The sequence below is a fragment of the Chryseobacterium sp. CG10_8 genome (assembly GCF_058117085.1).
In genome coordinates this window covers 1-25,075 of sequence record NZ_JBYVEB010000012.1, presented here as the reverse complement: position 1 = coordinate 25,075, position 25,075 = coordinate 1, and the positions used below count along the sequence as shown (strand labels likewise).

24 protein-coding genes and 1 pseudogene are annotated in these 25,075 nt (G+C 35.1%); 9 read left to right on the top strand and 16 right to left on the bottom strand.

The window, feature by feature from the left end; translation table 11 throughout:
- Nucleotides 1-71 precede the first annotated feature (71 nt).
- Nucleotides 72-476, bottom strand: a complete 405-nt coding sequence (locus tag AC4AGG_RS03905; RefSeq protein ID WP_489770676.1) for a hypothetical protein — start codon at nucleotides 474-476, stop codon at nucleotides 72-74.
- A 28-nt stretch (nucleotides 477-504) separates the two neighbouring features.
- Nucleotides 505-807 carry a hypothetical protein gene (locus AC4AGG_RS03900; RefSeq protein WP_489770675.1) on the bottom strand — a complete coding sequence of 101 codons (303 nt, stop codon included), beginning with the start codon at nucleotides 805-807 and terminating at the stop codon, nucleotides 505-507.
- 173 nt (nucleotides 808-980) lie between these two features.
- Here AC4AGG_RS03900 and AC4AGG_RS03895 point away from each other — a divergent pair, with 173 nt between their 5' ends.
- From AC4AGG_RS03895 to AC4AGG_RS03885, 3 genes are all read left to right on the top strand, one after another.
- Nucleotides 981-2,903 (top strand): histidine kinase, encoded by a 1,923-nt coding sequence (locus AC4AGG_RS03895; protein ID WP_489770674.1) that lies wholly within the window; start codon nucleotides 981-983, stop codon nucleotides 2,901-2,903.
- 3 nt (nucleotides 2,904-2,906) lie between these two features.
- A complete protein-coding gene (locus AC4AGG_RS03890; protein WP_489770673.1) occupies nucleotides 2,907-3,668 on the top strand; it encodes a LytR/AlgR family response regulator transcription factor in 762 nt (253 codons plus the stop codon).
- 81 nt (nucleotides 3,669-3,749) lie between these two features.
- On the top strand, nucleotides 3,750-7,184 hold the full coding sequence (locus AC4AGG_RS03885) for a DUF7619 domain-containing protein (RefSeq protein WP_489770672.1): 3,435 nt from the start codon (nucleotides 3,750-3,752) through the stop codon (nucleotides 7,182-7,184).
- A 525-nt stretch (nucleotides 7,185-7,709) separates the two neighbouring features.
- Here the strand turns inward: AC4AGG_RS03885 and AC4AGG_RS03880 are convergent.
- From AC4AGG_RS03880 to AC4AGG_RS03850, 7 genes are all read right to left on the bottom strand, one after another.
- Nucleotides 7,710-8,210, bottom strand: a complete 501-nt coding sequence (locus tag AC4AGG_RS03880) for a DinB family protein (protein WP_489770671.1) — start codon at nucleotides 8,208-8,210, stop codon at nucleotides 7,710-7,712.
- A 31-nt stretch (nucleotides 8,211-8,241) separates the two neighbouring features.
- On the bottom strand, nucleotides 8,242-8,751 hold the full coding sequence (locus AC4AGG_RS03875) for a DUF6973 domain-containing protein (protein WP_489770670.1): 510 nt from the start codon (nucleotides 8,749-8,751) through the stop codon (nucleotides 8,242-8,244).
- Nucleotides 8,752-8,807: 56 nt separating this feature from the next.
- A complete protein-coding gene (gene accD / locus AC4AGG_RS03870) occupies nucleotides 8,808-9,659 on the bottom strand; it encodes an acetyl-CoA carboxylase, carboxyltransferase subunit beta (RefSeq protein ID WP_489770669.1) in 852 nt (283 codons plus the stop codon).
- A 100-nt stretch (nucleotides 9,660-9,759) separates the two neighbouring features.
- Nucleotides 9,760-10,830 (bottom strand): class II fructose-bisphosphate aldolase, encoded by a 1,071-nt coding sequence (gene fbaA / locus AC4AGG_RS03865; protein ID WP_489770668.1) that lies wholly within the window; start codon nucleotides 10,828-10,830, stop codon nucleotides 9,760-9,762.
- 73 nt (nucleotides 10,831-10,903) lie between these two features.
- Entirely contained in the window at nucleotides 10,904-11,770 is an 867-nt protein-coding gene (locus tag AC4AGG_RS03860) for an NAD kinase (protein WP_489770667.1), read from the bottom strand.
- Between the two features lie 6 nt (nucleotides 11,771-11,776).
- A complete protein-coding gene (locus AC4AGG_RS03855) occupies nucleotides 11,777-12,430 on the bottom strand; it encodes a CBS domain-containing protein (protein WP_489770666.1) in 654 nt (217 codons plus the stop codon).
- Between the two features lie 113 nt (nucleotides 12,431-12,543).
- Entirely contained in the window at nucleotides 12,544-13,071 is a 528-nt protein-coding gene (locus tag AC4AGG_RS03850) for an RNA methyltransferase (protein ID WP_489770665.1), read from the bottom strand.
- Nucleotides 13,072-13,177: 106 nt separating this feature from the next.
- On the opposite strand from AC4AGG_RS03850, the gene AC4AGG_RS03845 reads away from it, so the two are divergent.
- A complete protein-coding gene (locus AC4AGG_RS03845) occupies nucleotides 13,178-14,050 on the top strand; it encodes a cupin-like domain-containing protein (protein ID WP_489770664.1) in 873 nt (290 codons plus the stop codon).
- 101 nt (nucleotides 14,051-14,151) lie between these two features.
- On the top strand, nucleotides 14,152-16,737 hold the full coding sequence (gene mutS, locus AC4AGG_RS03840; RefSeq protein WP_489770663.1) for a DNA mismatch repair protein MutS: 2,586 nt from the start codon (nucleotides 14,152-14,154) through the stop codon (nucleotides 16,735-16,737).
- Between the two features lie 101 nt (nucleotides 16,738-16,838).
- Here mutS and AC4AGG_RS03835 read toward each other — a convergent pair whose 3' ends face one another.
- The gene (locus AC4AGG_RS03835; RefSeq protein ID WP_489770662.1) at nucleotides 16,839-17,087 is read right to left on the bottom strand and encodes a hypothetical protein; all 249 of its coding nucleotides are present in this window, start codon (nucleotides 17,085-17,087) and stop codon (nucleotides 16,839-16,841) included.
- Nucleotides 17,088-17,161: 74 nt separating this feature from the next.
- Complete coding sequence (locus AC4AGG_RS03830) at nucleotides 17,162-17,872, bottom strand: energy transducer TonB (protein WP_489770661.1); 711 nt, start codon at nucleotides 17,870-17,872, stop codon at nucleotides 17,162-17,164.
- Between the two features lie 109 nt (nucleotides 17,873-17,981).
- On the opposite strand from AC4AGG_RS03830, the gene AC4AGG_RS03825 reads away from it, so the two are divergent.
- Nucleotides 17,982-18,824: an oxygenase MpaB family protein gene (locus tag AC4AGG_RS03825; protein ID WP_489770660.1), complete on the top strand. Its 843-nt coding sequence runs from the start codon at nucleotides 17,982-17,984 to the stop codon at nucleotides 18,822-18,824.
- A 16-nt stretch (nucleotides 18,825-18,840) separates the two neighbouring features.
- Complete coding sequence (locus tag AC4AGG_RS03820; RefSeq protein WP_489770659.1) at nucleotides 18,841-19,221, top strand: ribosomal maturation YjgA family protein; 381 nt, start codon at nucleotides 18,841-18,843, stop codon at nucleotides 19,219-19,221.
- Nucleotides 19,222-19,272: 51 nt separating this feature from the next.
- On the opposite strand, the gene AC4AGG_RS03815 is transcribed toward AC4AGG_RS03820, so the two are convergent.
- From AC4AGG_RS03815 to AC4AGG_RS03800, 4 genes are read right to left on the bottom strand one after another with little or no spacing between them, the layout of a single operon-like run.
- Nucleotides 19,273-20,082, bottom strand: a complete 810-nt coding sequence (locus AC4AGG_RS03815; RefSeq protein WP_489770658.1) for a M48 family metallopeptidase — start codon at nucleotides 20,080-20,082, stop codon at nucleotides 19,273-19,275.
- A gap of 60 nt (nucleotides 20,083-20,142) precedes the next feature.
- Entirely contained in the window at nucleotides 20,143-21,069 is a 927-nt protein-coding gene (locus AC4AGG_RS03810; protein WP_489770657.1) for a YARHG domain-containing protein, read from the bottom strand.
- Nucleotides 21,066-21,704 (bottom strand): DUF2306 domain-containing protein, encoded by a 639-nt coding sequence (locus tag AC4AGG_RS03805; protein ID WP_489770656.1) that lies wholly within the window; start codon nucleotides 21,702-21,704, stop codon nucleotides 21,066-21,068. The genes AC4AGG_RS03810 and AC4AGG_RS03805 overlap by 4 nt, the downstream gene beginning before the upstream one ends.
- A 55-nt stretch (nucleotides 21,705-21,759) precedes the next feature.
- A complete protein-coding gene (locus tag AC4AGG_RS03800) occupies nucleotides 21,760-22,968 on the bottom strand; it encodes a BaiN/RdsA family NAD(P)/FAD-dependent oxidoreductase (RefSeq protein WP_489770655.1) in 1,209 nt (402 codons plus the stop codon).
- Nucleotides 22,969-23,072: 104 nt separating this feature from the next.
- Here AC4AGG_RS03800 and AC4AGG_RS03795 point away from each other — a divergent pair, with 104 nt between their 5' ends.
- Both AC4AGG_RS03795 and msrA read left to right on the top strand, forming a co-directional pair.
- Nucleotides 23,073-23,570, top strand: coding sequence for an acyl-CoA thioesterase (locus AC4AGG_RS03795; RefSeq protein ID WP_489770654.1), 498 nt, complete (start codon nucleotides 23,073-23,075; stop codon nucleotides 23,568-23,570).
- Nucleotides 23,571-23,575: 5 nt separating this feature from the next.
- The gene (gene msrA / locus AC4AGG_RS03790; RefSeq protein WP_489770653.1) at nucleotides 23,576-24,244 is read left to right on the top strand and encodes a peptide-methionine (S)-S-oxide reductase MsrA; all 669 of its coding nucleotides are present in this window, start codon (nucleotides 23,576-23,578) and stop codon (nucleotides 24,242-24,244) included.
- Nucleotides 24,245-24,366: 122 nt separating this feature from the next.
- Here msrA and AC4AGG_RS03785 read toward each other — a convergent pair.
- Nucleotides 24,367-24,840: pseudogene (locus AC4AGG_RS03785) on the bottom strand (lipocalin family protein).
- Nucleotides 24,841-25,075 lie beyond the last annotated feature (235 nt).

Genomic DNA, 25,075 nt, shown 5'->3' with positions numbered 1-25,075 from the left:
ACTGAACATAATTTAAATATAAAACTCTTCCTTTTGGGAAGAGTTTTTTTGTTTTTAAATATCGGTTGACATTATTTTGTTGGCATTGCTGGCATTGATTCTGCCACCAATTTTTGGTTCCATTCTGCAAATAATTTTGCATCTTCAGGAGTCATTTTTGTGGCCCATTCAGCTGATTTTGTTCCCCACTCAGATGCTTTAGTAGCTAACTCTTGCATTTTTGCCTGGTCGCCAGCTTTTGCTGCAGCAATTACTTCTTTGTAATAAGCAGCATACTCATCAGCGAACTTTTGAACATCTGCATTGCTGAATTTAGGAACATCTGAAGTACTTTCAGCGGCAGCTGTAGTTTCAGCAGATGCAGTTTCTTCAGCTTTTTGTTCTGTTGATGCAGAATCAGTTGTTTTTTCTTTTTTTTCACATGAAGTTACTGTTGCAAGCCCAATAATAGCGGCTGCGAAAAATAGTTTTCTCATTTCTGTTTTTTTTATTTGTTAAGCGACGCTAATTTACTGTGATTAATTTAGTTGAGAGTCGTTTTTTTTTATTTTTTTGCTCAACAAAAAAACTTAATTCGAATTGAGATTTTAACGGTAGGCGGAAAACTTTTGCAGAAACCCATTGGTTTGTTTCAAGAAACTTGGAGAAGTATTGTCTACTTCCTTTTTGTATTCGGGGTGTATACTTTAAATATTTTATTTTTTTCAACATTTCGCCCGTTAAAATGTTTGCTTGTACTTTGTTTTCTTTGATCTTAGCGGTGTTGATTTGCTTAAAAATTTTGTGTAGTATCTCATGAAATGCCATTGGTTCCACCTTTGAAATGCATTTCTTTCTCTATAGGATTAAAAAAGCACTTTAATTTGTATTAATCAATAAACTTCAGATGAATTATCAAATTCTAATTCAAATGGAGAGTTTCCTCATTTGCAGTTTTTTTGTTTCCCAGATTCACTAAATTTGTAAACGATTTAACACAAATGATGAAAAAAGTTTATCCACTCCTTTTTATACTTTTTTCGACTCTCATCTCTGCGCAGAATTCTGCATCAGATTCGCTGATACAAATACTAAATCAGACAACTGATACAGCGCAGAGATTAGAGCTACTTAATGATATTTCTGATTCTTACAAAACGTCTGATCCTAATGCAATGCGGGAATATGCGAATAAGGCATTAGCTTTTGCCAAAAAAGAAGGAAATATTATTGAACAAGCCAAAGCGTATCAAAATTTGGGAACTTCGTATATCATTCTTGGAAAATATGATGAAGCACTTTCGAACTTTAATTTTGCAGAAAAGTATTTGTTACAACGAAATACTAAACAGAATATAACTGAAGAAATCCTGGCAAAAGTATTCGGAAGTAAAGGCATTGTATATTCGGAAAAGAATAATTACGCCAAGGCTCTCGAATATGATTTCAAGGCCATGAAACTCTATGAAAAACATGATAACAAAAAACAGCTTTGTAAAGTTTACAATAATATAGGAGTCATATATCTTTCGATTAAGGACCAAGATAAAGCACTTGTCTATTTCCTAAAAGCGCACAAAACCCAAAAAGAAATTAATGAATTATCTCTTGCGGTTTCTTGCTCAAATATTGGAATGATTTTTCTGTCAAAAAAAGACCTAGCTAAAGCCAAAAAGTACTTTGATGAAAGTCTTTCCGGATTTAAGAAAAATCCTAACCCTAGAGAAATGGGAGAATTGTATAATAATATTTCTCAGTATTATATTGCAAAAAATGACCCCAAGACAGCAAAAGACTACTTACTAAAGGCAGAAGAAATAAGCAAAAGTATAGAAAATCAATTTTGCTTATCAAATACGTATCTTTTTTTATCAAAAATTTACTTCGATGAAAAGAAACTAGATCAAGCTCTTTTGTTTGCTAATAAGAGCCTCTCTATTTCTAATGATCTAGACCTACCCGAAGGGAAGATGAGTGCGGAAAAGCTGCTTTCTGATATTTTAGAAAAAATGGGAAATAGAGAAATAGCCTTCATCCATCTTAAAAAATATACTGTCCTTAAGGAGGAACTTTCTAAGATAGCAAACGAAAAAGAGAGGTTGAAAACAGAACTCAACTTCGAGTTTGAGAAAAAACAATTAGCCCAAAAGGAGAAGGCTGATTGGGAGAAAGCGAAGTATTTTCTTTACTTTATAATTGCCATTGTTATCTTGGCTGGTCTCTTTTTTTACTACCGAAATAGAGAACGTGAAAAAACAATTTTGCTACAAAAGCAACTTGCTGAGTTTCAGCATAAGGCATTGCATCTACAGATGAACCCTCATTTTATGTTCAATTGTTTAGCAGCAATTTCATCATTTATTATGCAAAACGGGAAAGAGGAGGCAATAAAATACTTGGCAAAATTCTCAAAACTCATGCGTCTAACCCTAGACTTTTCAAAGGAATCATTAGTAACGATTGACAAAGAAATTGAAGCGCTAACCAATTACTTGGAATTGGAGCAACTCCGGTTTAATCAAAAGTTTGAATTTCAGATTTATAAAGATCCCTTGATCGAAGACGATACTGCTTTACCATCACTTTTATTACAGCCCTATGTTGAAAATGCAGTTATCCACGGTGTAGTTCCTAAAAAAGGAAAGGGTATCATCAAAGTTAACTTCCATCAGAACACAGAATTCTTAATTTGTGAGATTGAAGATAATGGAGTCGGAATTGAAACCTCAAAAAAAATGAAGGAAAACTCTGTGAGCGCACACAAATCAATGGCTTTGGAAATATCTAAGAAAAGACTTGAAACGTTGCAAAAACTAGAAAAGAAGAAAATTTCCTTAAATATTCGAGAATTGAAAAACAATAACGGAGAAGTCCAAGGAACGAAAGTGGTTCTAGAATTTCCTTTGGAATATATAAAAGATTAAACAATGATTAACGCAATAATAATTGACGACGATACTAACCTTCGTGAAGGGATGAAAGCGATGCTTCATTTGTATGCACCAGAAATTACAGTCTTGGGCGAAGCAGATACCGTACAATCGGGTATTGAGCTCATAGAGAAACTACAGCCCGACATTGCTTTTCTAGACATTCTAATGAATGACGGGACAGGCTTTGATATTTTAGAAAAATTGAATCAAAAACATGGACATATTGCTCCACATATTGTCTTTATAACAGCTCATGAAAAATTTGCGATAAAAGCATTTAGATTTAGCGCTTTGGACTTTCTTCTGAAACCGGTGGATCCAGATGAATTAAAAAATGTTGTATTCAAAATCAAACAATTACAGAATAGAAATAACAATTACAAGCACATCGAACTTCTTTTGGACAACATTCAAATGAAGACTGAGAGCTTCAAAAAAATTGCGCTTTCTACATCAGAAGGTATCCATTTATTTGAAATAAAAGATATTATCCGTTGTGAAAGTGAAGATAATTATACCAAATTTTACATTAAAAATCATAAAACAGTCATCATTTCTAAAACATTGAAGGAATACGAAGAATTATTAAGCGAACACGGTTTTGAGCGTATACATCAATCTCATCTCATTAATCTTAACGAACTAAAGTCCTATATCAAAAAAGACGGTGGTTTCGTGGTGATGTCTGACGGTTCAAAACTTTCGGTATCTCAAAGAAAGAAGGAAAGACTACAAGAACAAATTAGTAAACTCTAAATTCTAAATAAAACACATCAAATTCTTTTCCGCAATCTTATAATACAAGATTTCTGGGTAAATTTGATAAAAAAAAACACAATGATGAAAAAGAATATACCTCTGCTTTTTTTATTACTATCATTTGTAATCAAAGCTCAAATTGTCAATTTCCCTGATGCTAACTTTAAAGCGAAGCTACTATCCTCCTCAGCGAGTAATACTATTGCAAAAGACCTCAACGGAAACTATTTTGCAATCGATGCTAATGGAGATGGTCAAATCCAACAAACAGAAGCTGACCAAGTCGGCGATTTAGAAGTTGCCGAGAGTGATAGTATTATATGCGTGAATACTAATTTTCAAGGAATATCTTCATTTACCCATGTGAGAACAATAAAACTTAATTACGCTTATCCTTCAAACACGCCACAAACCATCAATAATTTACAGGAACTTACAGATTTGGAATTGTCATTTAATCTTCTTTTTCCAAATGGATCTGAAACTGTGGCATTTAATGTTAGTAATTGCAATAATTTATTAAGATTTAAGTCACATTTATATATTCCTGTTTTTACAAATACCCCTCTATTGGAAGATATTGATATCTATAAGACGGTCTATGACACCTCTCATATTCCCTTGTTTAAGAGTGCGCTAATCTCAATAGAAGGCCTTATTAATTTGAAAAAATTGAGAATTGTTGATTATTATGCTATATATGATGCCTCATTTTCTCTTAATCTGAGTCATCATAATAGTTTGGAATGGTTTGAAGTATTTGATGAAAATGTTTCTCCAACACTAAATAAAGTAGATTTGAGCTATTGTAATAATCTTAATATGGTATCCGTTTCAGGATCTTCCAGTGGAATACCTATCTCATCGGTTTATCATGCTGTAAATGAATTGGATATTAGTTATAATACTAAAAGTACGATTAATGGGATTAATAGTACTAGTAATTTACAATTAGTCTCCGGTTATTTTGGAAAGGTAATTGCGGATAATTGTCCTAATCTTCAAGAAATAAACTTAGGCCATATTAGACATCTAAGCGCAAATAATTGCCCAGTACTAGAAAAAATCAGCACCCTAATACTTGGTTATGAGTCAACAGTGGTTCCTCTAGAAGCTGTAAATTCTCCTAATATTAAAAAGCTAAATATAGATTATAGATACCATACTTTTGATGCTTCACCATACATTAATCTTGAAAATTTAAACTTATATGCTTACTTTTTTTCTCCATCTTATCAATACTTCAATGAAAGTTTGCAAACCCTTTTGATTAATAATAATATAAATCTAAAAACATTGTACATTAATAATTACAAATACATAACCCAACTAAATATTGACGGGTTACCCAAATTAGAATCTGTTATATGTGGATTAGACTATAATTATAACAATCAACAATTAGATTTTTCTACAGATTATTTACAGTCATTGAATATCCAAAACTGCCCGCTTTTAAATACCATTACATTAGCAGATCAGAAAGGAGTAAAAACAGCAATTATTAAAAATTGTCCCAAATTATTAACCTTTGAACCAGCATCTAATAATCCCAACTATAATTTGCTTGAGAATGTACAAATAGAGAATTGTGCCTTACTAAATAAAGTGAGTGTTTCTAGAGCTAAACTTACCCATTTGAGTATTCTAAATTGCCCTTTATTGGAAGAATTGTACGCCGAACATAATCTATTGACATCCGTTAATTTGACGGGCTCAAAAGGGCTGCTCAAAAATTTGTTTTTGTCTAACAACAATTTTGCTACTTTCAATGACATTTTAACATATCCTAGCTTAGAAATTTTTTATCTAAGTGGAAACCGAATCACTGATCTAGATTTGTCTGGCCATCATCAGTTAAACTATTTTGAATATCTAGCTACTTCTAGCTACATCCCTGGTTTTCAACTCAATCCTCCAACATTTTTAAAAACTGTTAATCTTAATAATTGTACAAATTTAGGTACTGTGGCATTACAATCATCTGTTCTGGATAAGGTTTTTCTTAAAAATGGAACAAATGAAATTCTTGATATCTTTAATTCTCCTACTCTCCAATATGTATGTGTAGACGATTTTCAAGTTGCTGATATTCAAAACGCACTAGCATCACAAGGTCTTAACAATGTTAACATTAACACCTACTGTTCCTTTGTTCCTGGTGGAAGCTATAATACAGTAACAGGTATTGTGCGATTTGACGAAAACGGTAATGGTTGTGACGCCAATGATGAAATTTTCGAACATATGAAACTGAAAATAAATGATGGGACCAATACTGGAGAGACTTTTGTAAAAAACAATGGGAAATATGATTTTTATGTACCAACAGGTTCTTATATCGTAACAACCCTGCCTGAAAACCCCACTCTTTTCACCGTTACACCATCCACTTTTAACTATAGCTTCCCAAATAATAACAACAATATTTTCACACAAGATATTTGCGTTTCAAAAAATTCGGATGCTAATGATTTAGAAGTCGTAATTGCACCAGAAACCAATGCTGTCCCAGGCTTTAATGCAAAATACAAACTTATGTGGAGAAATAAAGGAAACACCACTATTTCAGGAAACGTCTTGTTGACATTTGACAATACTAGAATGAGTTTCGTCTCAACATCTCTTCCATACGCTTCAATATCTGGGAACCAAATATTATTTAGCTTCTCCAACCTTAAGCCTTATGCTAACACAGCTACAGAAATTTCATTTGTTATTAATACTCCAACCCATCCAACAAACCCCGTTAATTCAGGAGATTTTTTAAACTTTACCTCAAAAGTAAGCCCTACTTCTGGAGATATTAATCCATTAGATAACACATTCAATTATAGACAAACTGTAATCAATTCTTTTGATCCCAACGACATTGTTTGCATGGAAGGCAATTCAATTCCTTTACAGTCTGTTGGAAGTTACCTTCATTATATTGTAAATTTTGAAAATACAGGTACAGCTCCTGCTACGAATATCGTCGTAGAAATGGATATTAACCCAGCTGATTTTGATGTCTCTACAGTCCAGTTGCAAAATGCATCACACATAGTTTATACAAAAGTGAGTGGTAACAAAATAGAATTTATGATGCCTAATGCCAATGTACAAAGTGGAGGACACGGTAACGTTCTCATGAAAATGATATGTAGAAATAATCTGGCTGCAGGCGATATAGTTTCCAATAAAGCTAACATTTACTTTGATTATAACTTTCCAATTGTAACCAACGAGGCAGAGACCAGTGTACAAGGGGTGCTACAAACAGCCGAAACAAAGGTTGATAACTCCATAAAACTATATCCAATTCCAACCAAGGGAGAGGTAACGGTTGAAGCAGACTCTAATATTTCTTCAGTTGAAATATATGACATGCAAGGTAGACTTCTACAAAAACAGATTGGAGTTAATGCAAAAAACACAAAAGTTACTATAAGAAGCAATTCGCAGGGAGTGTTCTACTTTAAAATCAATACAGCAGGCGGAAGTTTTATGCAAAAGGTGATTAAAAATTAACGAAATCTCTTTTAGCGGAAGGACAGAAAATTCTAGAATTAAATTAGCCTCCTATCAGTCTGCACAAAAACAAGTGCAGGCTGATCTTTTTACTATCGAAACATTGTATGTTCTTATGTATTTGTTCAGCTCTTTTGAAATCTGGTCAATTAGTGTGTTGAATGGTTATTAAAGTCCTAATACGACGAAAATTCTTTTAAAAGTTTGCGGTGTAATTTGTTTTTGTAATGCTTCGAAAAAAAGAGCATATTGAAGACAAAAATCATTAACAAAAAACAATTGTTTTGGATGAACAAGTTTTGAGAATTTGTAATTATATGAGTTAGGACAAAAGGCAAAGCAATTATCTCATTAGTACATTTTGCAATCAGACATTGAGTTATTTTATCAATAAACATTTAATTGCTGACATGAGTCATAGAAATATGATAAACATAAGAAGAGAGCTTTTTTTGACCATTTCTTCAAGTTTGATTATAAATTCAAAAATCCCGCACAAAATTTTCGTGCGGGATTTTTACTATCCTATCCATGCATTTCCTCATAGCTTGGACCATAAAGTCCTGGAACTTTATTTCCTGAAGCTCTAAGATAGGCCACCAATTCTCCTCTGTGATGATATAAGTGATTGAATAAAAACCCTCTCACCATTGCAATTCTTGGCGCAGGATCAATGAAAGGCTGCCCATTCATTCCCATAGACCAATTGTTGAAATAGGTTTCCTCATTAGAATTTTCCAATATCACTTTGGCTCTAGCAACATTTTCTTCAAATTTAGCAACAATATTTTCTGCTTTTGTAATATCTCCTTTGTCGTATTTGTATGTCGACAAATCAAAATTGTCAACATTGAAGGTATCTTCGAACCAGTTGTACACTTCTGCAATGTGTGATGCTAATTGCCCAATGCTCCAGAGATGTGGTTGAGGTTTGTAATCTAAAGCTGAATCGGGAATGGATTTGAGGAGTTTTCTGGTGTTTTCTGCTTCGTATTCGAACTCGTTAAGAAGGCCTTGTTTAATCATTTTTTTCTGTTTTTTTGAGGTTAAATTTTAATCAACTTAAATATACTAATTCGTTCTCGAATAAGTCATCTTTATGTTCTAATTTCTTTGCGGTTTTTGTTTTGATTAAAAGTTTGTCGATGAAGAACTGAGTTTCGAAAAATTGGCGATGGATTCCCTCCAACATTTCTATAAAAGTGTCCATTCCAACCCTATTGTTGTGGAGGTCCATTTGTGTTTCCAAAGGTTCGTTAGGGAACAAATCTTCGTGTAAGTCAGTGAATTTTTTGCACCAACGAAGTGCTTTTTGAGGGGATGAAATTTTGCAACAATACATCATAATGAGACAACACCACAACGAGTGCCTAAAAGCGTTGCCAACACCATCACCAGCATGAGATTTTGGAAATTGTTGATGCGCAATGGAAAAGGCTTTGAGCGTTGCGTATAGACTTAAGACCGAGAATAATGGGTGACTCAAGTTAAGACGCAGTAGTCTAACGATTTTCTTGAAAGACAATCGCCTTATGGAATTGAATAAAACTTTTATTGCTCTGCTCATAAAAAGAAATCTTGCCACAATAGGACAAGATTCTTAATAATTATATTGTAGTAATTCTAATGTTGGTACAATAGATTGACTGTTTTAGATACTTTATCCTTGATTTCGGTTCTTTTTACGATAAAATCTACGAATCCTTTTTCTTGTAAAAATTCAGAAGTTTGGAAGCCTTCTGGCAAGTCACGCCCAATTGTTTCGCGAATAACTCTTGGTCCTGCAAATCCAATTAGTGCTCCTGGTTCAGCCATGATAATATCAGCGGTCATTGCAAAAGAAGCGGTGATTCCTCCGAATGTTGGGTCACAAAGATAAGCAACATAAGGAAGACCAGCTTCTGAAAGCTGTGCTAACTTAGACTGTACCTTTGCTAACTGCATCAAAGAGTAAGTTGCTTCTTGCATTCTTGCTCCACCAGATTGACAAATAATCATGTAAGGAAGTTTGTGCTTCATACAATAATCAGTTGCACGTCTGATTTTTTCGCCCATTACAGAACCTAAAGAACCTCCAATGAAAGCAAAGTCCATACAAGAAATAACCATTTCTGTCCCATTAACTTTTCCAACAGCGTTACGGATCGAATCGTTAAGTTTGGTTTTGGCTTTAACTTCTTTTAGTCTATCGACATATGCTTTGGTGTCTTTAAATTTTAGCATGTCCACACTTTCCACATCTGCGTCCAATTCGGTGAATTTTCCACCATCGAAAAGCATTTCGTAATATTCTGCACTTCCGATTCTTACATGGAATCCATCTTCTGGAGAAACATAATTGTTACGTTTCAGTTCTTCGTGTTCCACGATTTTTCCAGATGGAGTCTGATGCCAAAGTCCTTTGGGAACATCTTTCTTCTCATCTGTGGAAGTGGTGATATTTTTACCTTTTCTTTTAAACCAGTCGAATGCCATGTTCTGAAAATTTAATTTGGAAATTTAAGATTTTAAATTAAAAGATTGCAAATTTAAACGAAATAATCTCAGATGAAACTATTTCGTTTAAAAATGAACATTATTTCAAGGTGTTCACGTTGTTAAGATCTTCGAAAGCTTGAACCAATCTGGTAACAAAAGTTTCTTCTCCTTTTCTTACCCAAACTCTTGGATCGTAGAATTTCTTATTTGGCTTGTCGTCTCCTTCTGGATTACCAATTTGACACTTCAAGTACTCGATATTGTGAAGCATATAGTCTCTGATTCCTTCAAGATATGCAAACTGCAAGTCAGTATCGATATTCATCTTGATTACACCGTAATCAATAGCTTCTCTAATTTCTTCTAAAGTTGATCCAGAACCACCGTGGAAAACGAAATTAACAGGCTTGTCCCCAGTTCCGAATTTTTCTTGAACATATTTTTGAGAATTATCCAAAATTTTCGGAGTTAATTTCACGTTACCTGGCTTGTAAACTCCATGAACGTTACCGAAAGCAGCAGCAATCGTAAAGTTAGGAGAGATAGCCTTTAATCTTTCGTATGCGTAAGCAACTTCAGAAGGCTGAGTATATAGTTTTGAAGAATCTACATCGCTGTTATCAACTCCGTCTTCTTCTCCACCAGTTACTCCTAATTCGATTTCTAAAGTCATTCCCATTTTTGCCATTCTTGCGAAATACTCAGTAGAAATATCCATGTTTTCTTCCAAAGGCTCTTCAGAAAGGTCAATCATGTGGGAAGAATACAAAGGTTTTCCATGCATTTTGTAGTGATGTTCGCTCGCGTCCAATAATCCATCAATCCACGGCAATAATTTTTTTGCACAGTGGTCAGTATGCATAATTACAGTTGCTCCGTAAGCTTCTGCTAAAGTATGAATATGTTTTGCTCCTGCTACAGCTCCTAAAACAGCCGCTCTTTGTCCGTCATTGCTCAATCCTTTCCCCGCGTTATAGATAGCTCCACCATTGGAAAACTGAATAATAATCGGAGCATTAAGTTTCGCCGCAGTTTCCATTGCTGCATTGATGTTGCTTGAACCAATTACATTAACTGCCGGAATTGCAAATCTATTCTCTTTGGCATATTGGAAAATCTCTGAAACCATTGATCCTGTGGCAACTCCTGCCGGAAATATTCTGCTCATAATTTTGATATTTTGTTTTTTTGAAAAATGTAAAATTTATCTTGTAAAGGTAAGTATTTTTATGCTAAAAATATTAATTTCGTTTGTCTTTTCCCCAAAGAAGTTTTTGGCGAATTGTTTCGTAAAAACTGATGTTATCAGGTTGTATCAGAAGGATTTTGAAGTTAGCTTTTTTAAGAACAATCTCCATGTCTGTACTGATATGAATCAGCCTTGAGTCCAAAGAAAGGGTGTATTGTGGGACACGACTTTCGATTTTTAATCTAATTTCGACATTGTCATTCACAATGAGAGGACGCACGTTGAGGTTGTGAGGTGCGATAGGAGTGATGGCAAAACTATTATTTTCAGGAGAAATAATCGGTCCACCACAGCTTAAAGAATAAGCAGTACTTCCTGTTGGGGTAGCAATAATAACGCCGTCTCCCCAGAAGACATTAAGAAATTCCCCGTCAATATAGGAATCCACGGTAATCATGGATGTCGTTTCTTTTCGGGAAATGGTAACATCATTCAGTGCGTAAGGGAAAAAGATTCCGGTTTTCGGAGAAGTAATTTGGATGACCGAACGTTCGGAAATCTGAAGTCGTCCGGATAAAATATCATCCAACTCGTTGAAGACTTCTTCTTTAGTAAAACTGGACAAGAAACCAAGTCTCCCAGCGTTGACTCCCACAATGGGAATCCTCGTGTCTTCGACAAAAAGTAGGGAAGTCACTATCGTTCCGTCTCCACCGAAAGTGAAAAAATAGTCAATCTTCTTTTCAATTAAATCCAGTTTTGACGAAAAAGTTTCGAAAGTATCTGGAAATTGCATACTTCTGACCATTTCGGAGAAGATGACAGATTGAATATTTCTCTTGTCGAGTTCGGAAATAAATCGTCCCAGATACATAAAGGTATCCAAATCCGATTTTTGTGTATAGATGGCGACTTTCATTAGGGTTTAAAATTCCAAATATTTTTGAAAAAAACCAAATCTATCTTTCAATAACTCATCTTTGTCATCAATATAGAACTTTTGGATGATGACGTAGTTGTATCTTTCAAACGTTTCCTGAATCGAACTCAGGTTTTCATTGCTCATTTTCAATGTAATCTGGATCCCATCAGGAGCAAAACCGCTGACATAACATCCGTATATTTTGGCGTTGTTGCTCTCAACAATCTGCGCAATTTGCGAAAAAGAGTAATGTTGGCTATTTGTTTGGACTGTTAAAACAGCTCCCGTTTCGCTGAACAAAGGATATTTTGAAAATTCATTAAAGATGTCATCGCAAGAAATGTATCCCAAATATTTTTCGTCTTTGCTAATCACAGGGACGACATTGGAATTGAAAACATAAAAAAATTTTACTGTATCAATAACACTTCCGTCCTCCAAAATAGCAAAACGCTCATAATGCATCTGTAGAGAAGAAAGCTTTCCTTCTGGACTTTCTTCCAGAAAAGCTTGACTCAAAGCACCTACAAACAATCCTTTTTTGGTGATGAAAATATGGGAGTATCCAAATTCTTTTGCAACTTCTGAAGCTTCTTCAATAGAATCACTTTCCTTAAATGCAGGAAAATCTTTTGAAATGTAATCTTTGATAAACATGATGCTAAATTAAGCAATTTTGGAGAACGGACACGATTTTGTAGGCAAAGAAAAAACGACTTCGGTCGAAATCGTTTTTGTATGATTCAGTTTATGCCTTTATAGAGGCTTAATTACAAGTTTTTGTAGAACTCCCACATTACAATTCCTCCACAGACAGAGACATTGAGAGAATGTTTGGTTCCTTCTTGAGGAATTTCAATAAATTGGTCAAAAAGAGGAAGTGCTTCTTCTGAAATACCTTCTACTTCGTTTCCAAGAACCAAAGCATATTTTTCTTCTTTATTAATAGGGAAATTCTGCAATTTCTGGCTCGTTGAGGTCTGTTCGATTCCCAGAATGCTGTAATTTTCCTTTTTCAGGTTTTCCAAAGCAGTGGTAATTTCTTTTTCGTAATGCCATTCGACGCTTTCGGTAGCGCCAAGTGCAGCCTTGTGAATTTCACGATGTGGCGGCGTTGGTGTAATGCCACAAAGGATTATTTTTTCTATCAGAAAAGCATCAGCTGTACGAAATACAGCACCCACATTATGCATGCTTCGCACGTTGTCTAATACGATGACCAAAGGTTTTTTGGTGGTTTCTTTAAAAGTTTCTACGTCGATTCTTCCGAGTTCTTCGAGTTTGAGTTTCTTTGTCAATTTTCAGAAATTTTGGCAAAGATAAAGCATAAATTTCAGAAGGTTTTTCTTCAAAATTGATTAATTTTACAAAAAATAATTTCGTTTTTCTTTAAAAATCAACAAGATGATACTGGGTCAAGTGGATGTGATAGAAGGTTCTATCAGCAAAGATGAATTTCAAAAAAAGTATTTCAAACCTCAAAAACCATTGTTGCTTAAAGGTTTTGCAAAACAGTGGGCGGAGTTTGACAAATGGAATTTTGACTACATCATTGAGAAAGCAGGCGACCAAATTGTCCCCATCTACGATAATAAGCCAGCGGATGCTAACAAAAGTTCGGATGCACCTGTGACTAAAATGAAGATGAAGGATTATATTGATGCCATTAGAAAAGGTCCATCTGACTTAAGGATTTTCTTCTATATCATTACCGAAAGACTCCCAGAACTTCTTAATAATTTCACTTATCCGGATTTGGGAATTCGTTTTTTTAAAAAAATTCCGACTTTGTTTTTTGGTGGGAGTGAGGCGCATGTGTTGATGCATTATGATGTGGATTTGGGTGATTTTATGCACTTTCATTTTGAAGGAAAGAAAAGAATTTTGCTGTTTGACCAAGCGCAATCCGATTTTTTATATAGAGTTCCTCTTTCAGTGCATACCATTGAAGATATTGATTATGAAAATCCTGATTATGAGAAGTATCCAGGGTTGAAGTATGCCAAAGGTTACGAGGTCTTTATGGAGCATGGAGATGCGCTCTACATTCCTGGTGCGTGGTGGCATTTTAACAGGTATGTTGGGCCTGGTTTCTCTCTATCATTGAGAGCATTACCTAATAAACCGGGAAGATTTTTCAACATGCTTTATCAGGTATTTCCGATGAGATATACGGACAAGTTGATGCGTAAAATTTTCAAGAAATCTTGGATTGATTATAAAAAGAAATGGGCTTTCGAAAAAAGCTCCAAAGCTATTAAGAATAGGGTTTCTTAATTGTTGTTAGTTATCATGACAAGGGTTTTTGAAAGCTTTTTCTTTTTCAGAAATTGATAAAATTATTTGTATTTTTACCCCCTTATTTTTGAAGGAAAATTATGGCAAAAGAGAAGAAAGAAACTCCGTTGATGACGCAATATAACAGCATTAAGGCGAAATATCCAGATGCCGTTTTGTTGTTTCGGGTGGGGGATTTTTATGAAACTTTCGGACAAGATGCCATTAGAACTTCCCAAATCTTAGGAATTGTTCTGACCAAAAGGAACAATGGCGATTCGCACATAGAATTGGCTGGATTTCCTCATCATTCCATTGATTCTTATTTACCGAAATTAGTAAGAGCTGGACTTCGGGTTGCTATTTGCGACCAATTAGAAGATCCGAAAATGGTGAAAGGAATTGTAAAAAGGGGTGTTACCGAATTAGTTACGCCCGGAGTTACCTTCAATGACCAAGTTCTCACTTCAAAACAAAATAATTTTCTACTTTCTATTCATAAAGAAAAGGAGAAATACGGGTTAGCTTTGGTCGATATTTCTACGGGTGAATTTTTAGTTTCCGAAGGCAATCAGGAGCATTTGTTACATATTGTCAATACGTTTGACCCGAGTGAAATTCTTTTTCAAAGGACTAAAGAATTACCAACTCAACTCAAAAATAAGAACGCTTTTAAGCTTGAAGATTGGGCTTACCAATACTCTTACGCTGAAGAAAAACTGAAATCTCACTTTTCAACCAACTCATTGAAAGGTTTTGGTGTAAGTGATTTGAAGTTAGGAATAACAGCGGCAGGTGCTATTTTTGCTTATTTGGTGGAAGACACCCACCACGATTTACTCAGTCACATTACTAAGATTCAAAGAATTCCACCGGATGATTTCCTGATGATGGACCAATTCACACTTAGGAATTTAGAAATTATTTATCCTTCAAGCAGAGAAGGGAAATCACTTTTAGATATTGTGGACCGCACTTCTACACCGATGGGTGGAAGATTGTTGAGGCGTAGAATTATTTTGCCTCTTAAGTCGGTTAACGAAATCAATCGCCGATTGTCTTTGGTGGATTTCTTTAATAAGCAAGAAGATCTGAAATTTGATGTTCAATCACTTTTAAAATCCATTTCCGACCTCGACCGTTTGATGGGGAAATTGGCTTCTGAGAAAATTTCACCAAAAGAATTAGGTTATCTCCGTCAAAGTTTAATTTCAATTAAAAAAATTAAAGAACAACTCCATCCTCATCACGAAGTTTTGGCCTGGTTACAGCCTTTGAATAGCTTCGAAGAATTAATTTCATTCCTAGAGAACCATTTGAATGACGAACTTCCTGTGAATATTTCTAAAGGAAATGTGATTAAAGAAGGAGTTGAAGCCGAATTGGATAGATTGCGAGGTCTTCAAACAAAAGGTAAAGATTTTCTGGATGAAATGTGCGAACGAGAAATCGAACGTACTGGAATTTCGAGTTTGAAGATTAGCTTTAATAATGTTTTCGGGTATTATATTGAAGTTAGAAATACCCATAAAGATAAAGTTCCTGAAGATTGGATTAGGAAACAAACGTTGGTGAATGCAGAACGCTACATCACAGATGAATTAAAGGAATACGAAGACCAAATTCTTGGCGCAGAAGAAAAAATTTCCGTTTTGGAATATCAGCTGTATCGCAAAGTTTGTGAAGAAGTGATGACGTATATCGACCAAATTCAGGAAAATTCAAACATCATTGCGCAAATAGACGTTGCTGTTGGTCTTTCGGAATTAGCTATTTCCGAAAGTTACACCAAACCGGTTCTTAATGACAGTTTCGGAATTGATTTGAAAGAAGCTCGACATCCCATTATTGAAAAAGCCCTTCCTTTGGGAGAAAAATACATTCCGAATGATATTTTTCTGGATAGAGATACTCAGCAAATTATTATGGTAACAGGACCAAACATGGCGGGTAAATCTGCGATTTTGAGACAGACGGCTTTGGTATGTTTGTTAGCGCAGATTGGCAGTTTTGTTCCTGCGAAACATGCTGAAATAGGAATTTTAGATAAAATTTTCACAAGGGTAGGAGCTACTGATAATATTTCGGCCGGCGAATCGACTTTTATGGTGGAAATGAATGAAGCAGCGAATATTTTGAATAATATTTCGGACAGAAGTTTGATTCTTTTGGATGAAATCGGACGTGGAACTTCAACTTATGACGGCGTTTCCATTGCTTGGGCAATTGCGGAATACCTCCATCAACACCCGACTCAGCCTAAAACATTGTTTGCAACGCATTACCACGAGCTCAACGAAATGACCATTAATTTCGAGCGAATTAAAAACTATAATGTTTCCATCCAAGAAAACAAAGGCAACATTATCTTCTTAAGAAAATTAGTTTCTGGTGGAAGTGAACATAGTTTCGGAATTCATGTGGCGAAATTGGCAGGGATGCCAAGCAAAGTGGTAAATCGAGCTAATGAAATCTTGAAAACATTGGAAGACTCTCGCTCACAAAGCGGAAGTTCGGAAAAAATAAAAAGAGTGACTGAAGAAAGTATGCAATTGTCTTTCTTTCAGTTAGATGATCCTGTTTTAGAAAACATTCGTGAAGAACTAACCAAAATCGACATCGACACACTAACTCCAATTGAAGGCTTGATGAAGCTCAATGCGATAAAGAAAATGATTGGAAAATAATTGCTATTGTCCCACTGGTTTGTTGGAAACGTAGGCCGGCACAACAACAGCGAGAACTACTACACCCGCAATAATTCCGATGGTTCCTAAGGTGTTTGCTTTTAACTTCTTTGATTTTGGATTTTTCGACTTTTTTTTTCTTGGCTATTAACATCTTTGCCATAGATGTAATCTTCATCAATTTGAGAAACCGTGAACCTTTGTTTTTGTCCATCTTCAGATACAAATGAATACTGTTTTCCAACTTTAATAAGGTCGTCAGAATAAGATTTTTCTGAAGAGACAACTCGAGTTGTACACGAACTAAGCATCAAAACCGAAAGCGCAGAACTTATGATAAGGTTTTTCATATTTTTTCTTAAAGTTAGTCCGAGTTTTTTTCTAAAAATAATTTTATCGACTGAGTTTTCTCATTGTCTCAATGTCATTTTGAGTTTTCGATTTCAAATGGAATCATGAGGCTTGATTTTGACGCGATCCCATTTTTTATTGGCGGATTCCATCGTATTTTAATTTTTGAAATTGCTTTTTTGACCTCTTTATTCAGTGATTTATTATCACCAAGAATTTGTATTTTTGAGATCGTACCATTGGACTCAACATCAAAGAATATTTCACACTTTTGATCTTCTCCTTTTATTTTTGAAAAATTGAGATTTTTTCTAATTCTATTTCTGAAATCATCTATACCATATGGAAATGTTGCAGTAGGATCGTCTTCTTCAAAATTCAAGCTAATTGGAACTTTCCATCTTGAGCGAACAGGAGAACCATATAAATAAGCTGGATTCCATCTTTCTTTTATTTTACTAATTGCAATTACTGCTTCTTTGTTGAATGCGTCGTTGTTTCCGACAGCTTTTATGTCGGTCATTGTACCATCTTTTTCGATTGTGAAAAAGAGGTTGCATTGTACATCAGATTCTATTTCGTAGAGATTATCCAGATCCACATTATCGGATATCATTTGTCTGAAAGTATTAAGACCCAAGGGAAATTCAGCTTTTTTTTCAACCTGATCGTAAATAGTTTCACTTGGAGGAGGTGGTGGGGCTTGATGTCTCACGCCCTCTTGAGTTTGAGCAAACGAAAGAGTACTTATTACAGAACAGAGGATAAATATGATCTGCTTCATGTTTTTCTTACAAATATAGAGTGTTTCATGGCTATTTAAAAATTGCTTACAAAGCACTTTGTAATTCAAAGTAAATTTTTATATTTGCAGTGTATTTAATTTCAAAATCATGAAAACACATGATAATCAGTCTATGAAGTGTCCATTTTCCTCAGGGAAAATAAGTCTCACCAACGACTTTAGCGGACAATTTGAAATACCTTTTGTTTCTGAAGACTCAATTGTTCGGAAAATTTGGGGCAAAAGTGATGTGATTCTATTTATTTTTGCGGGAGCTGCGGCAGAATTTGCGCTTAACAAAACTGTTGATTGGCTTTATTTTACCGGTAAATTACCTAATGATCCTTTGGGAAGGATGTTTTCAACGGTAGAATACGCGCGAAAAATTGTTTTTGCTTCACAAGAAGAAGCTCATAAGACCATTGAAACCATTCATAAAATTCATTCTTCTGTGGAGCAAAAGAGGGGCTATTCTATTCCGGATTGGGGCTACCGAGATGTGCTTTTTATGTTGATGTATTATTCAATTTCCGCTTATGAATTATTAGAAAGGAAACTAAATAATGAAGAAAAAGCAGAGGTTTACAAAGTCTTTTCTGAAGTTGGGAGAAGGATGGGAGTTAAAGAAATTCCGGATGATTATGCGTCTTGGTTAATTGCCAGAGCGTCTCATCTACAGCATGATATGGAAAAAAGTCATTACACCGATGATCTGTTTGAGCAATATAAAAAACATTTAGGTTTGACAAGGTTTAAACTACTAATTGAAGCTCAAAAATTGGTTGTCCCGAAAAGAGTGAAAGAATTGACGCAGTTTAGTGACTATTCTTTTTTGACACCAACAGCTCCTGTTTATAAATTGCTCAAAATTTTGAAAATGGATGACTTAGTTAAAGCCATTTTGCTTCCCTCGGAATACAAAGTTCAAATCAACGCTATGGATATCAATTAAACACTTTATGATAAAAATGAAATTTAACCGTACTTACTTCTTAGTTACAATAGCTCTACTGATTATCGAAATACTTATTGCAACGGTATTTAAAGATTGGTTTTTTGTTCGTGCTTATTTAGGAGACGTCATTGCTGTGATTGTCTTGTACACTATGATTCTTTCTTTTGTAAAGGTCGAAAACAAAACACTTCTTATCCTTGGTGTTTTTGTATTTTCAATTTTTATTGAAGTCTTACAATATTTCAAAGCAGCAGAATTTCTTGGTTTTCCTGAAGGCAGCATTCCTTACATTATGTTAGGTAATTCCTTCTCTTGGATTGATATTTGGTGTTATGCAGCAGGGTGTTTGCTAACCTGGATATTTGTAAAAATTCATAAACCAAATGAACGATAGAAGTCCAGAAAAATCCAAAAAAAGAGCGAAATCATTTCGCTCTTTTTTATTTTATTGTTGTTTTATTTTAGTTGTGGGCAAGGCAACAGTTCCGGGATCTTTCCAAAGACCATCTTTTTCAGCTTGCTTCTTTACTGCAGCAGCACGCTTTTGACTATCTGGATGCGAGCTCATCATTTTGTCAAAGGAGGATGCTTTTTGTTGAGAAAGCAAGACCAATTTTTTGAAAGCGGTATATGCGCCTACAACATTGTATCCATTAGTTTTCATAAAGTTGTAGGAATACAAATCTGCGTCTGTCTCTTGCTTTCTAGAATGAGTTGCGTCTAAAAATGAGTTGGCCATCGTTCCCAACTGACTTTCATTAAGAGTCTTTACAGTTCCTGAAGCCGAAGAAGCTGCGTCAAGAGCAGCAGCTTTCATATATGCAGCTTTGATAGCGTCTTTGGTGTCCTGATTTTTAACATGGCCAATTTCGTGACCAATTACAGCAAGAAGTTCTTCGTCCGTTAAAATATCCATTAAGCCAGCAAAAACTCTTACACTTCCGTCCGCACAAGCAAAAGCATTAATGTCAGTTACCAAATATACTTTGTAATTAAGCGTAAGTCCATCTTGGCTTTTGTGTTTTCCAAAAAGACGATTCAATCTTTTTGTATAAGGGTCATTAGCTCCTGCAATTTTATTATTCTTATCCATGTAATCTACCGATTCTTTGGACAGTTTTTTGGCATCTTCATTAGAAAAAGTAAAAGCTTTAGCGCCTTTAGAAGCACTTCCAATAGCTTTATCTAATGTGATTTGAGCATGAGAAAAAGAAAAGCCTAATACAATAGCGGCTGTAAAAAATAGTTGTTTCATACGTGTTTTTTGGCAAAGATAATATTTAAACTTCATTTAAGAAAAAGTTATACACTCGCATTATCTACCAAAGTAGTCGTACTTATCCTCTGCATATTTGATAAAACGATTGAGCAAGGCAACGTTTTCTTTTTCCAAAGACGAAAGCTGATTATCTACATTATCATAAACTGGAATATACCAATCTGTAGCTTCAAAGAAATTACGATAGGTTGGCTTTTTGAAGGAATATCCGTGTCTTGCAAAAACAGAGTTCTTAATAATCTGTAAATCCAATTTTCTTAAGTTCTTCAAATCTTTTTCAGAAAGTTTTTGTTTTGAGGCGTTGAGTGTAAAAACAGCTTCAGATGCTTTTCTAAAACGTTCTTCGGAATAGGAGGCTTTTTCTCCAGTTTCCTCATCAATGTATTTTTCTACAAACTCTTTTGGATTGTTCCAATCGACCAACTCATTGTTTTTGTCCAACATGAAATTAGGGCTATAGACAAATTCTTTTTTGATAAGTTTGAGTGTTTTTTGCGGAATTTTAACCGCCGATTTATTAAAGACAGTCCAACTTCCCGTCATACTATCTCCTTGTACTTTGACTTCGAAGCGACCATCAGATTTGTCGCTACCAGGTTCATCCAGGACGAATGAATTTTTATTTTTATTAAAAACACCTTGGAAAGGACGTTGGTTTCCGTCAACGATACTTTGTCCATAGACGCTGTCTTCGGTAATCCGATTAATTTTAAGGGAAATTCTTCTATAGTCACCTGTTGTATATTCTGAGCCATCATAATCAGAAACGTGTTTTTCTTTACCCAAAAATTCACCAGTATAGATTCCATAGAGGTCTTCATGGATTTCTTGCTGTATAATGGTGTCTTTTTTCAGTGAAATAGTGTCATTGTCTTCGTTGGTTGTTGAAGTCTTTTCGTCTTTTTTGCATTGCATTAAAAGAAGAGTAATGAGAGCTAAAGCTAAAGGTTTTAAAAGTTTCATATGTGTTTTTTTGATATTAAAAATTCGATGAGTAAAATATTTGGAACCCAACCTAACCAAGCAACAATTTGGTAAACATCCATCGGTGCAGGTTGAAAGAAATAAACGATAATTAATTTCCAAAGTCTAAGCGTAATGGCGGATAGAGTTAATGCAAAACTTCTCCACATCCATTGCTGATGAAGTTTAAATTTTTTTTGTCTCACCAATCGATATGCTTTGTAAGTCGAGTACCACCACAAGGATCCCAAAATGAGAAATGACGCAATCGAAATCAGTCCTCCATTTGCAAAAACGCCCATATAAATTCCTGATGGAGCAGCAAAAACTAACAGTAGAAAAACATAAATTTTACCAGAAATTTGATGCAAATTTTTTGTTCCAAAGTTCTTTCTGAGAATTGCAAAAAATCCAGAAAGCAGCACAAAAATGCTGGTGTAGACATGGATGTAAAAGAAGCACAAATATTCTGGTCTGGATTCGACTTCGGATTGCTTTATCATGAGAAAACTTACATCAGACTTTGCAGGAATGTATTCCAAAGTCAATCTCAGCATCAACCAAAAAAAGTAAGCGAAAGCCAAAACTAAAATGGCTTTCAGGGTACTATTTGATATTTTTTTGATGTTGACCATGCATAAAAGATGAATAAAGTTAAACTTTTTATGCAAAATAAAAGGACACAGTGAATTATTTTTCGTTGAGGTCTTGCCCAATTAACCAAGCCTCGCTCCAACAAGCCTGAAAGTTGAATCCGCCTGTAACTGCATCAATATTAAGAACTTCTCCCGCAAAATAGACGTTTTCTAATATTTTGGAACTCATGTTTTTAAAATTAATTTCTTTGAGTTCGACACCTCCTGCGGTAACAAATTCTTCTTTGAAGGTCGATTTCCCCGTTACGGCGAGTTTCTTTCTGCAAAGGTTTTCAAGTAGAAGAAGCATTTCGTTTTTTGAAAGATTAGCAACCTGCTTTTCGGGATTGATTTTCGATACCTCTAAAATTCGATACCAAAATCTTTGAGTTATGTTGAATGCTCTGAGTTGACCTATTTGCTTTTTGGGATGATTGCTTTTTGCATCTGCCAAAATTTCTTCAGCGTCAGAAATATTTTGGGAAATAAAATTGACTTCGATTTCGAATTGATATTGCAGGTTGGCGAGATTTCTGGCTTCCCAAGCGGACAGTTTTAGAACAGCTGGTCCCGAAAGCCCCCAATGAGTGATTAATAGAGGCCCACTTTCGTCAGTCTTAAGTTTTGGAATGTTGATTTCGGCATTTTCGAAAGATGTCCCAGCAAGTCCTTCTAGTAAATCATCTTTAATGTTAAAAGTAAAAAGAGAAGGAACGGGTTCAACGATGCGATGGCCAAGATTTTCAATGATTTTCAATGATTTTGGAGAGCTTCCCGTTGTATATACAATGTAATCAGCTTCATAAGTGCCTATATTGGTTTCAACAATGTAATTTTCACTCTTTTTTTCGATGTTTTTCACTGAGCATTGTGTTGCTACTTCTATGTTTTTATTTTTGATTTCAGAAATAAAACAATCAATAATGGTTTGTGATGAATTGCTTTCTGGGAACATTCTGAGGTCGTTTTCAGTCTTCAACGAAATGTTTCGTTGAAGAAACCAGTCGATGGTGTCTCCTGGTTGAAATCTTGTAAAAACACTTAATAGCTCGCGGTTTCCACGAGGATAGAATTGCACCAGTTCTTTTGGGTCAAAACAAGCGTGTGTTACATTGCAACGTCCGCCGCCAGAAATTTTCACTTTCTGAAGAACATCTTTGTTTTGCTCGAGAATGGTGATATCGTATTTTTTTTCATCAATATTAGCGGCGCAGAAAAAACCTGCCGCGCCACCGCCAATAATGATAACTTTTTTTCTATCCATGGATTATTAAAAGAATCAATTTTCCAAAAATACGATTTTTCCGAACCATCATTATTGCTTAATTTTGAAATCTTATTAATCAAACTTGAAATAATTAGAAAAGTATGTCTGTATATTATCATCAGTTCGAAGTTCGTTGGAGCGATATTGACGCCAATCGACATCTTGCGAATTCTACTTATGTGGAATATTGCGCACAAACCCGAATGGCTTTTATGACCCAACACAAGATGGGGGTTAAAGAACTTAATCGATGGGGAATTGGGCCAGTCATTTTGCATGAGCGCTATTCGTTTTTTAAAGAAATTTATGCAGACCAAAATGTGATGGTGAGTCTGGAAATCACAGGAAGTTCTGATGATGGAGGAATTTATCAATTCACTCACAAATTTTACCTGCCAGATGGGACTCATTGTGCAACCGCTGAGGCTACGGGAGTTTGGATTGATATGATGCTTAGGAAATCAACGACTCCACCTGATGACATCTTGGAAGTATTGAATCGCTATAAGAATGAAAACGCAATGGTACTTACCAAAGAATATATCAAGACGCTTCCTTTTCGCCCAGAGAATATTGACCCGCAAAGATTTTCAATTTAATAAGAATGGAAGGTTTTATTTTGAGTCGTAGTAGAGGAATTTTAATAATTTTGTGTTCTCTTTTTCTTTTCTCCTGCAACGGACAGAGCAAGGAAAAGAAGGGAACTAAAGCTGAAACAAAAAAAATGGAAAATAACAATTTAAACAAAATAACCTTTGGAGGAGGATGTTTTTGGTGTGTTGAGTCTTGTTTTAACATGCTAAAAGGTATTGATTCTGCTATTTCTGGGTATTCTGGAGGAACTAAAGATAATCCAACTTATGAAGAAGTTTGCACAGGAGAAACCGGACACGCAGAAGTAGTGCAGATTAGTTATGACCCGAAAGTGATTTCATACAGTCAGCTTTTGGAGGTGTTTTTTTTTCTTCATGACCCAACACAATTGAATAGACAAGGAAATGATGTGGGTACTCAATATCGTTCGGTAATCTATTATAACAACGAGGAAGAGAAAAAACTTGCAGAAAAAGCCATTGAAAAGATTAATTTATCTGGAAAATATCCTAACAAAGTAGTAACAGAGCTGTCTCCCTTCGAAAAGTTTTGGCCTGCTGAACAATATCATCAAGGATATTACAACGCTAACCCTAACCAGCCTTATTGTAGTGCAGTGGTTGGTCCTAAAATTCAAAAATTCAAGAAGCACTTTGACGAATTGAAGATGCTTAAATAAATTATAAAGAGGTAGTCCAAAAGGCTACCTCTTCTTTCTACGTCCACTAAGACTTTTCAGAAAAAAATGATTTGTCATCTTTCGAGAGCTCATTTTTTTGACTGACTGATGGGGTAGATTTATTATTTGTTATTAAGGGGTTCGATGTCTAAGTTTTGGTCTGGCCAGTGGATATTTTCTACCTCGTAGCCAACCTCTTTTGCCATTTTGAGATACTTTTCCCTAATTTCCTCTGGCATGTCTCTATTTCTGGACAAGAGCCATAAGTAATCCAGATTTCTACCGAAAACAAGAGCATACTGATAATCTTCATCAATACTCATTACATTATAGCCAGCCCAAGCTCCAGCAAAAAAGGAGACTTCAAGAGCCGCAACATGATGGTCATCGCGAAATCTTGCTTCTCCTTCATAACTCGACCATTTTTCCTTTTTTTCGTTATAGCCAGTGTTTTTTACATTAACGGTTCATTCTTTGTTCAAGCGGTATTCTGCATAAACATTTGTAAGATGTAGTTTTTCCCAAAAAAAATCCATCCTTCCTATTTCGTACCATCTTCCGAGGTATTTATCTAATTGAAATTCTGAAATCGGCATCGTTCCTTCTGGAAGCGCCTGCTTTTTAAAAATTCCCAAAACGGTGGTTTCTTTTAAATTGCTCATTTTTTTGATTTATTTATAGTTGTGTATTTTGTTTAATTGAAAATTTTTTTGACACTCCTACTCGATTTAGCTAAAGTGTGGATGATCTAAAACGAGGGTGGTATCCAAATTAAAGCGAGGACATTATTGGTAATTACCAGCTATATTCGATGTCAAACCGAACATGGCG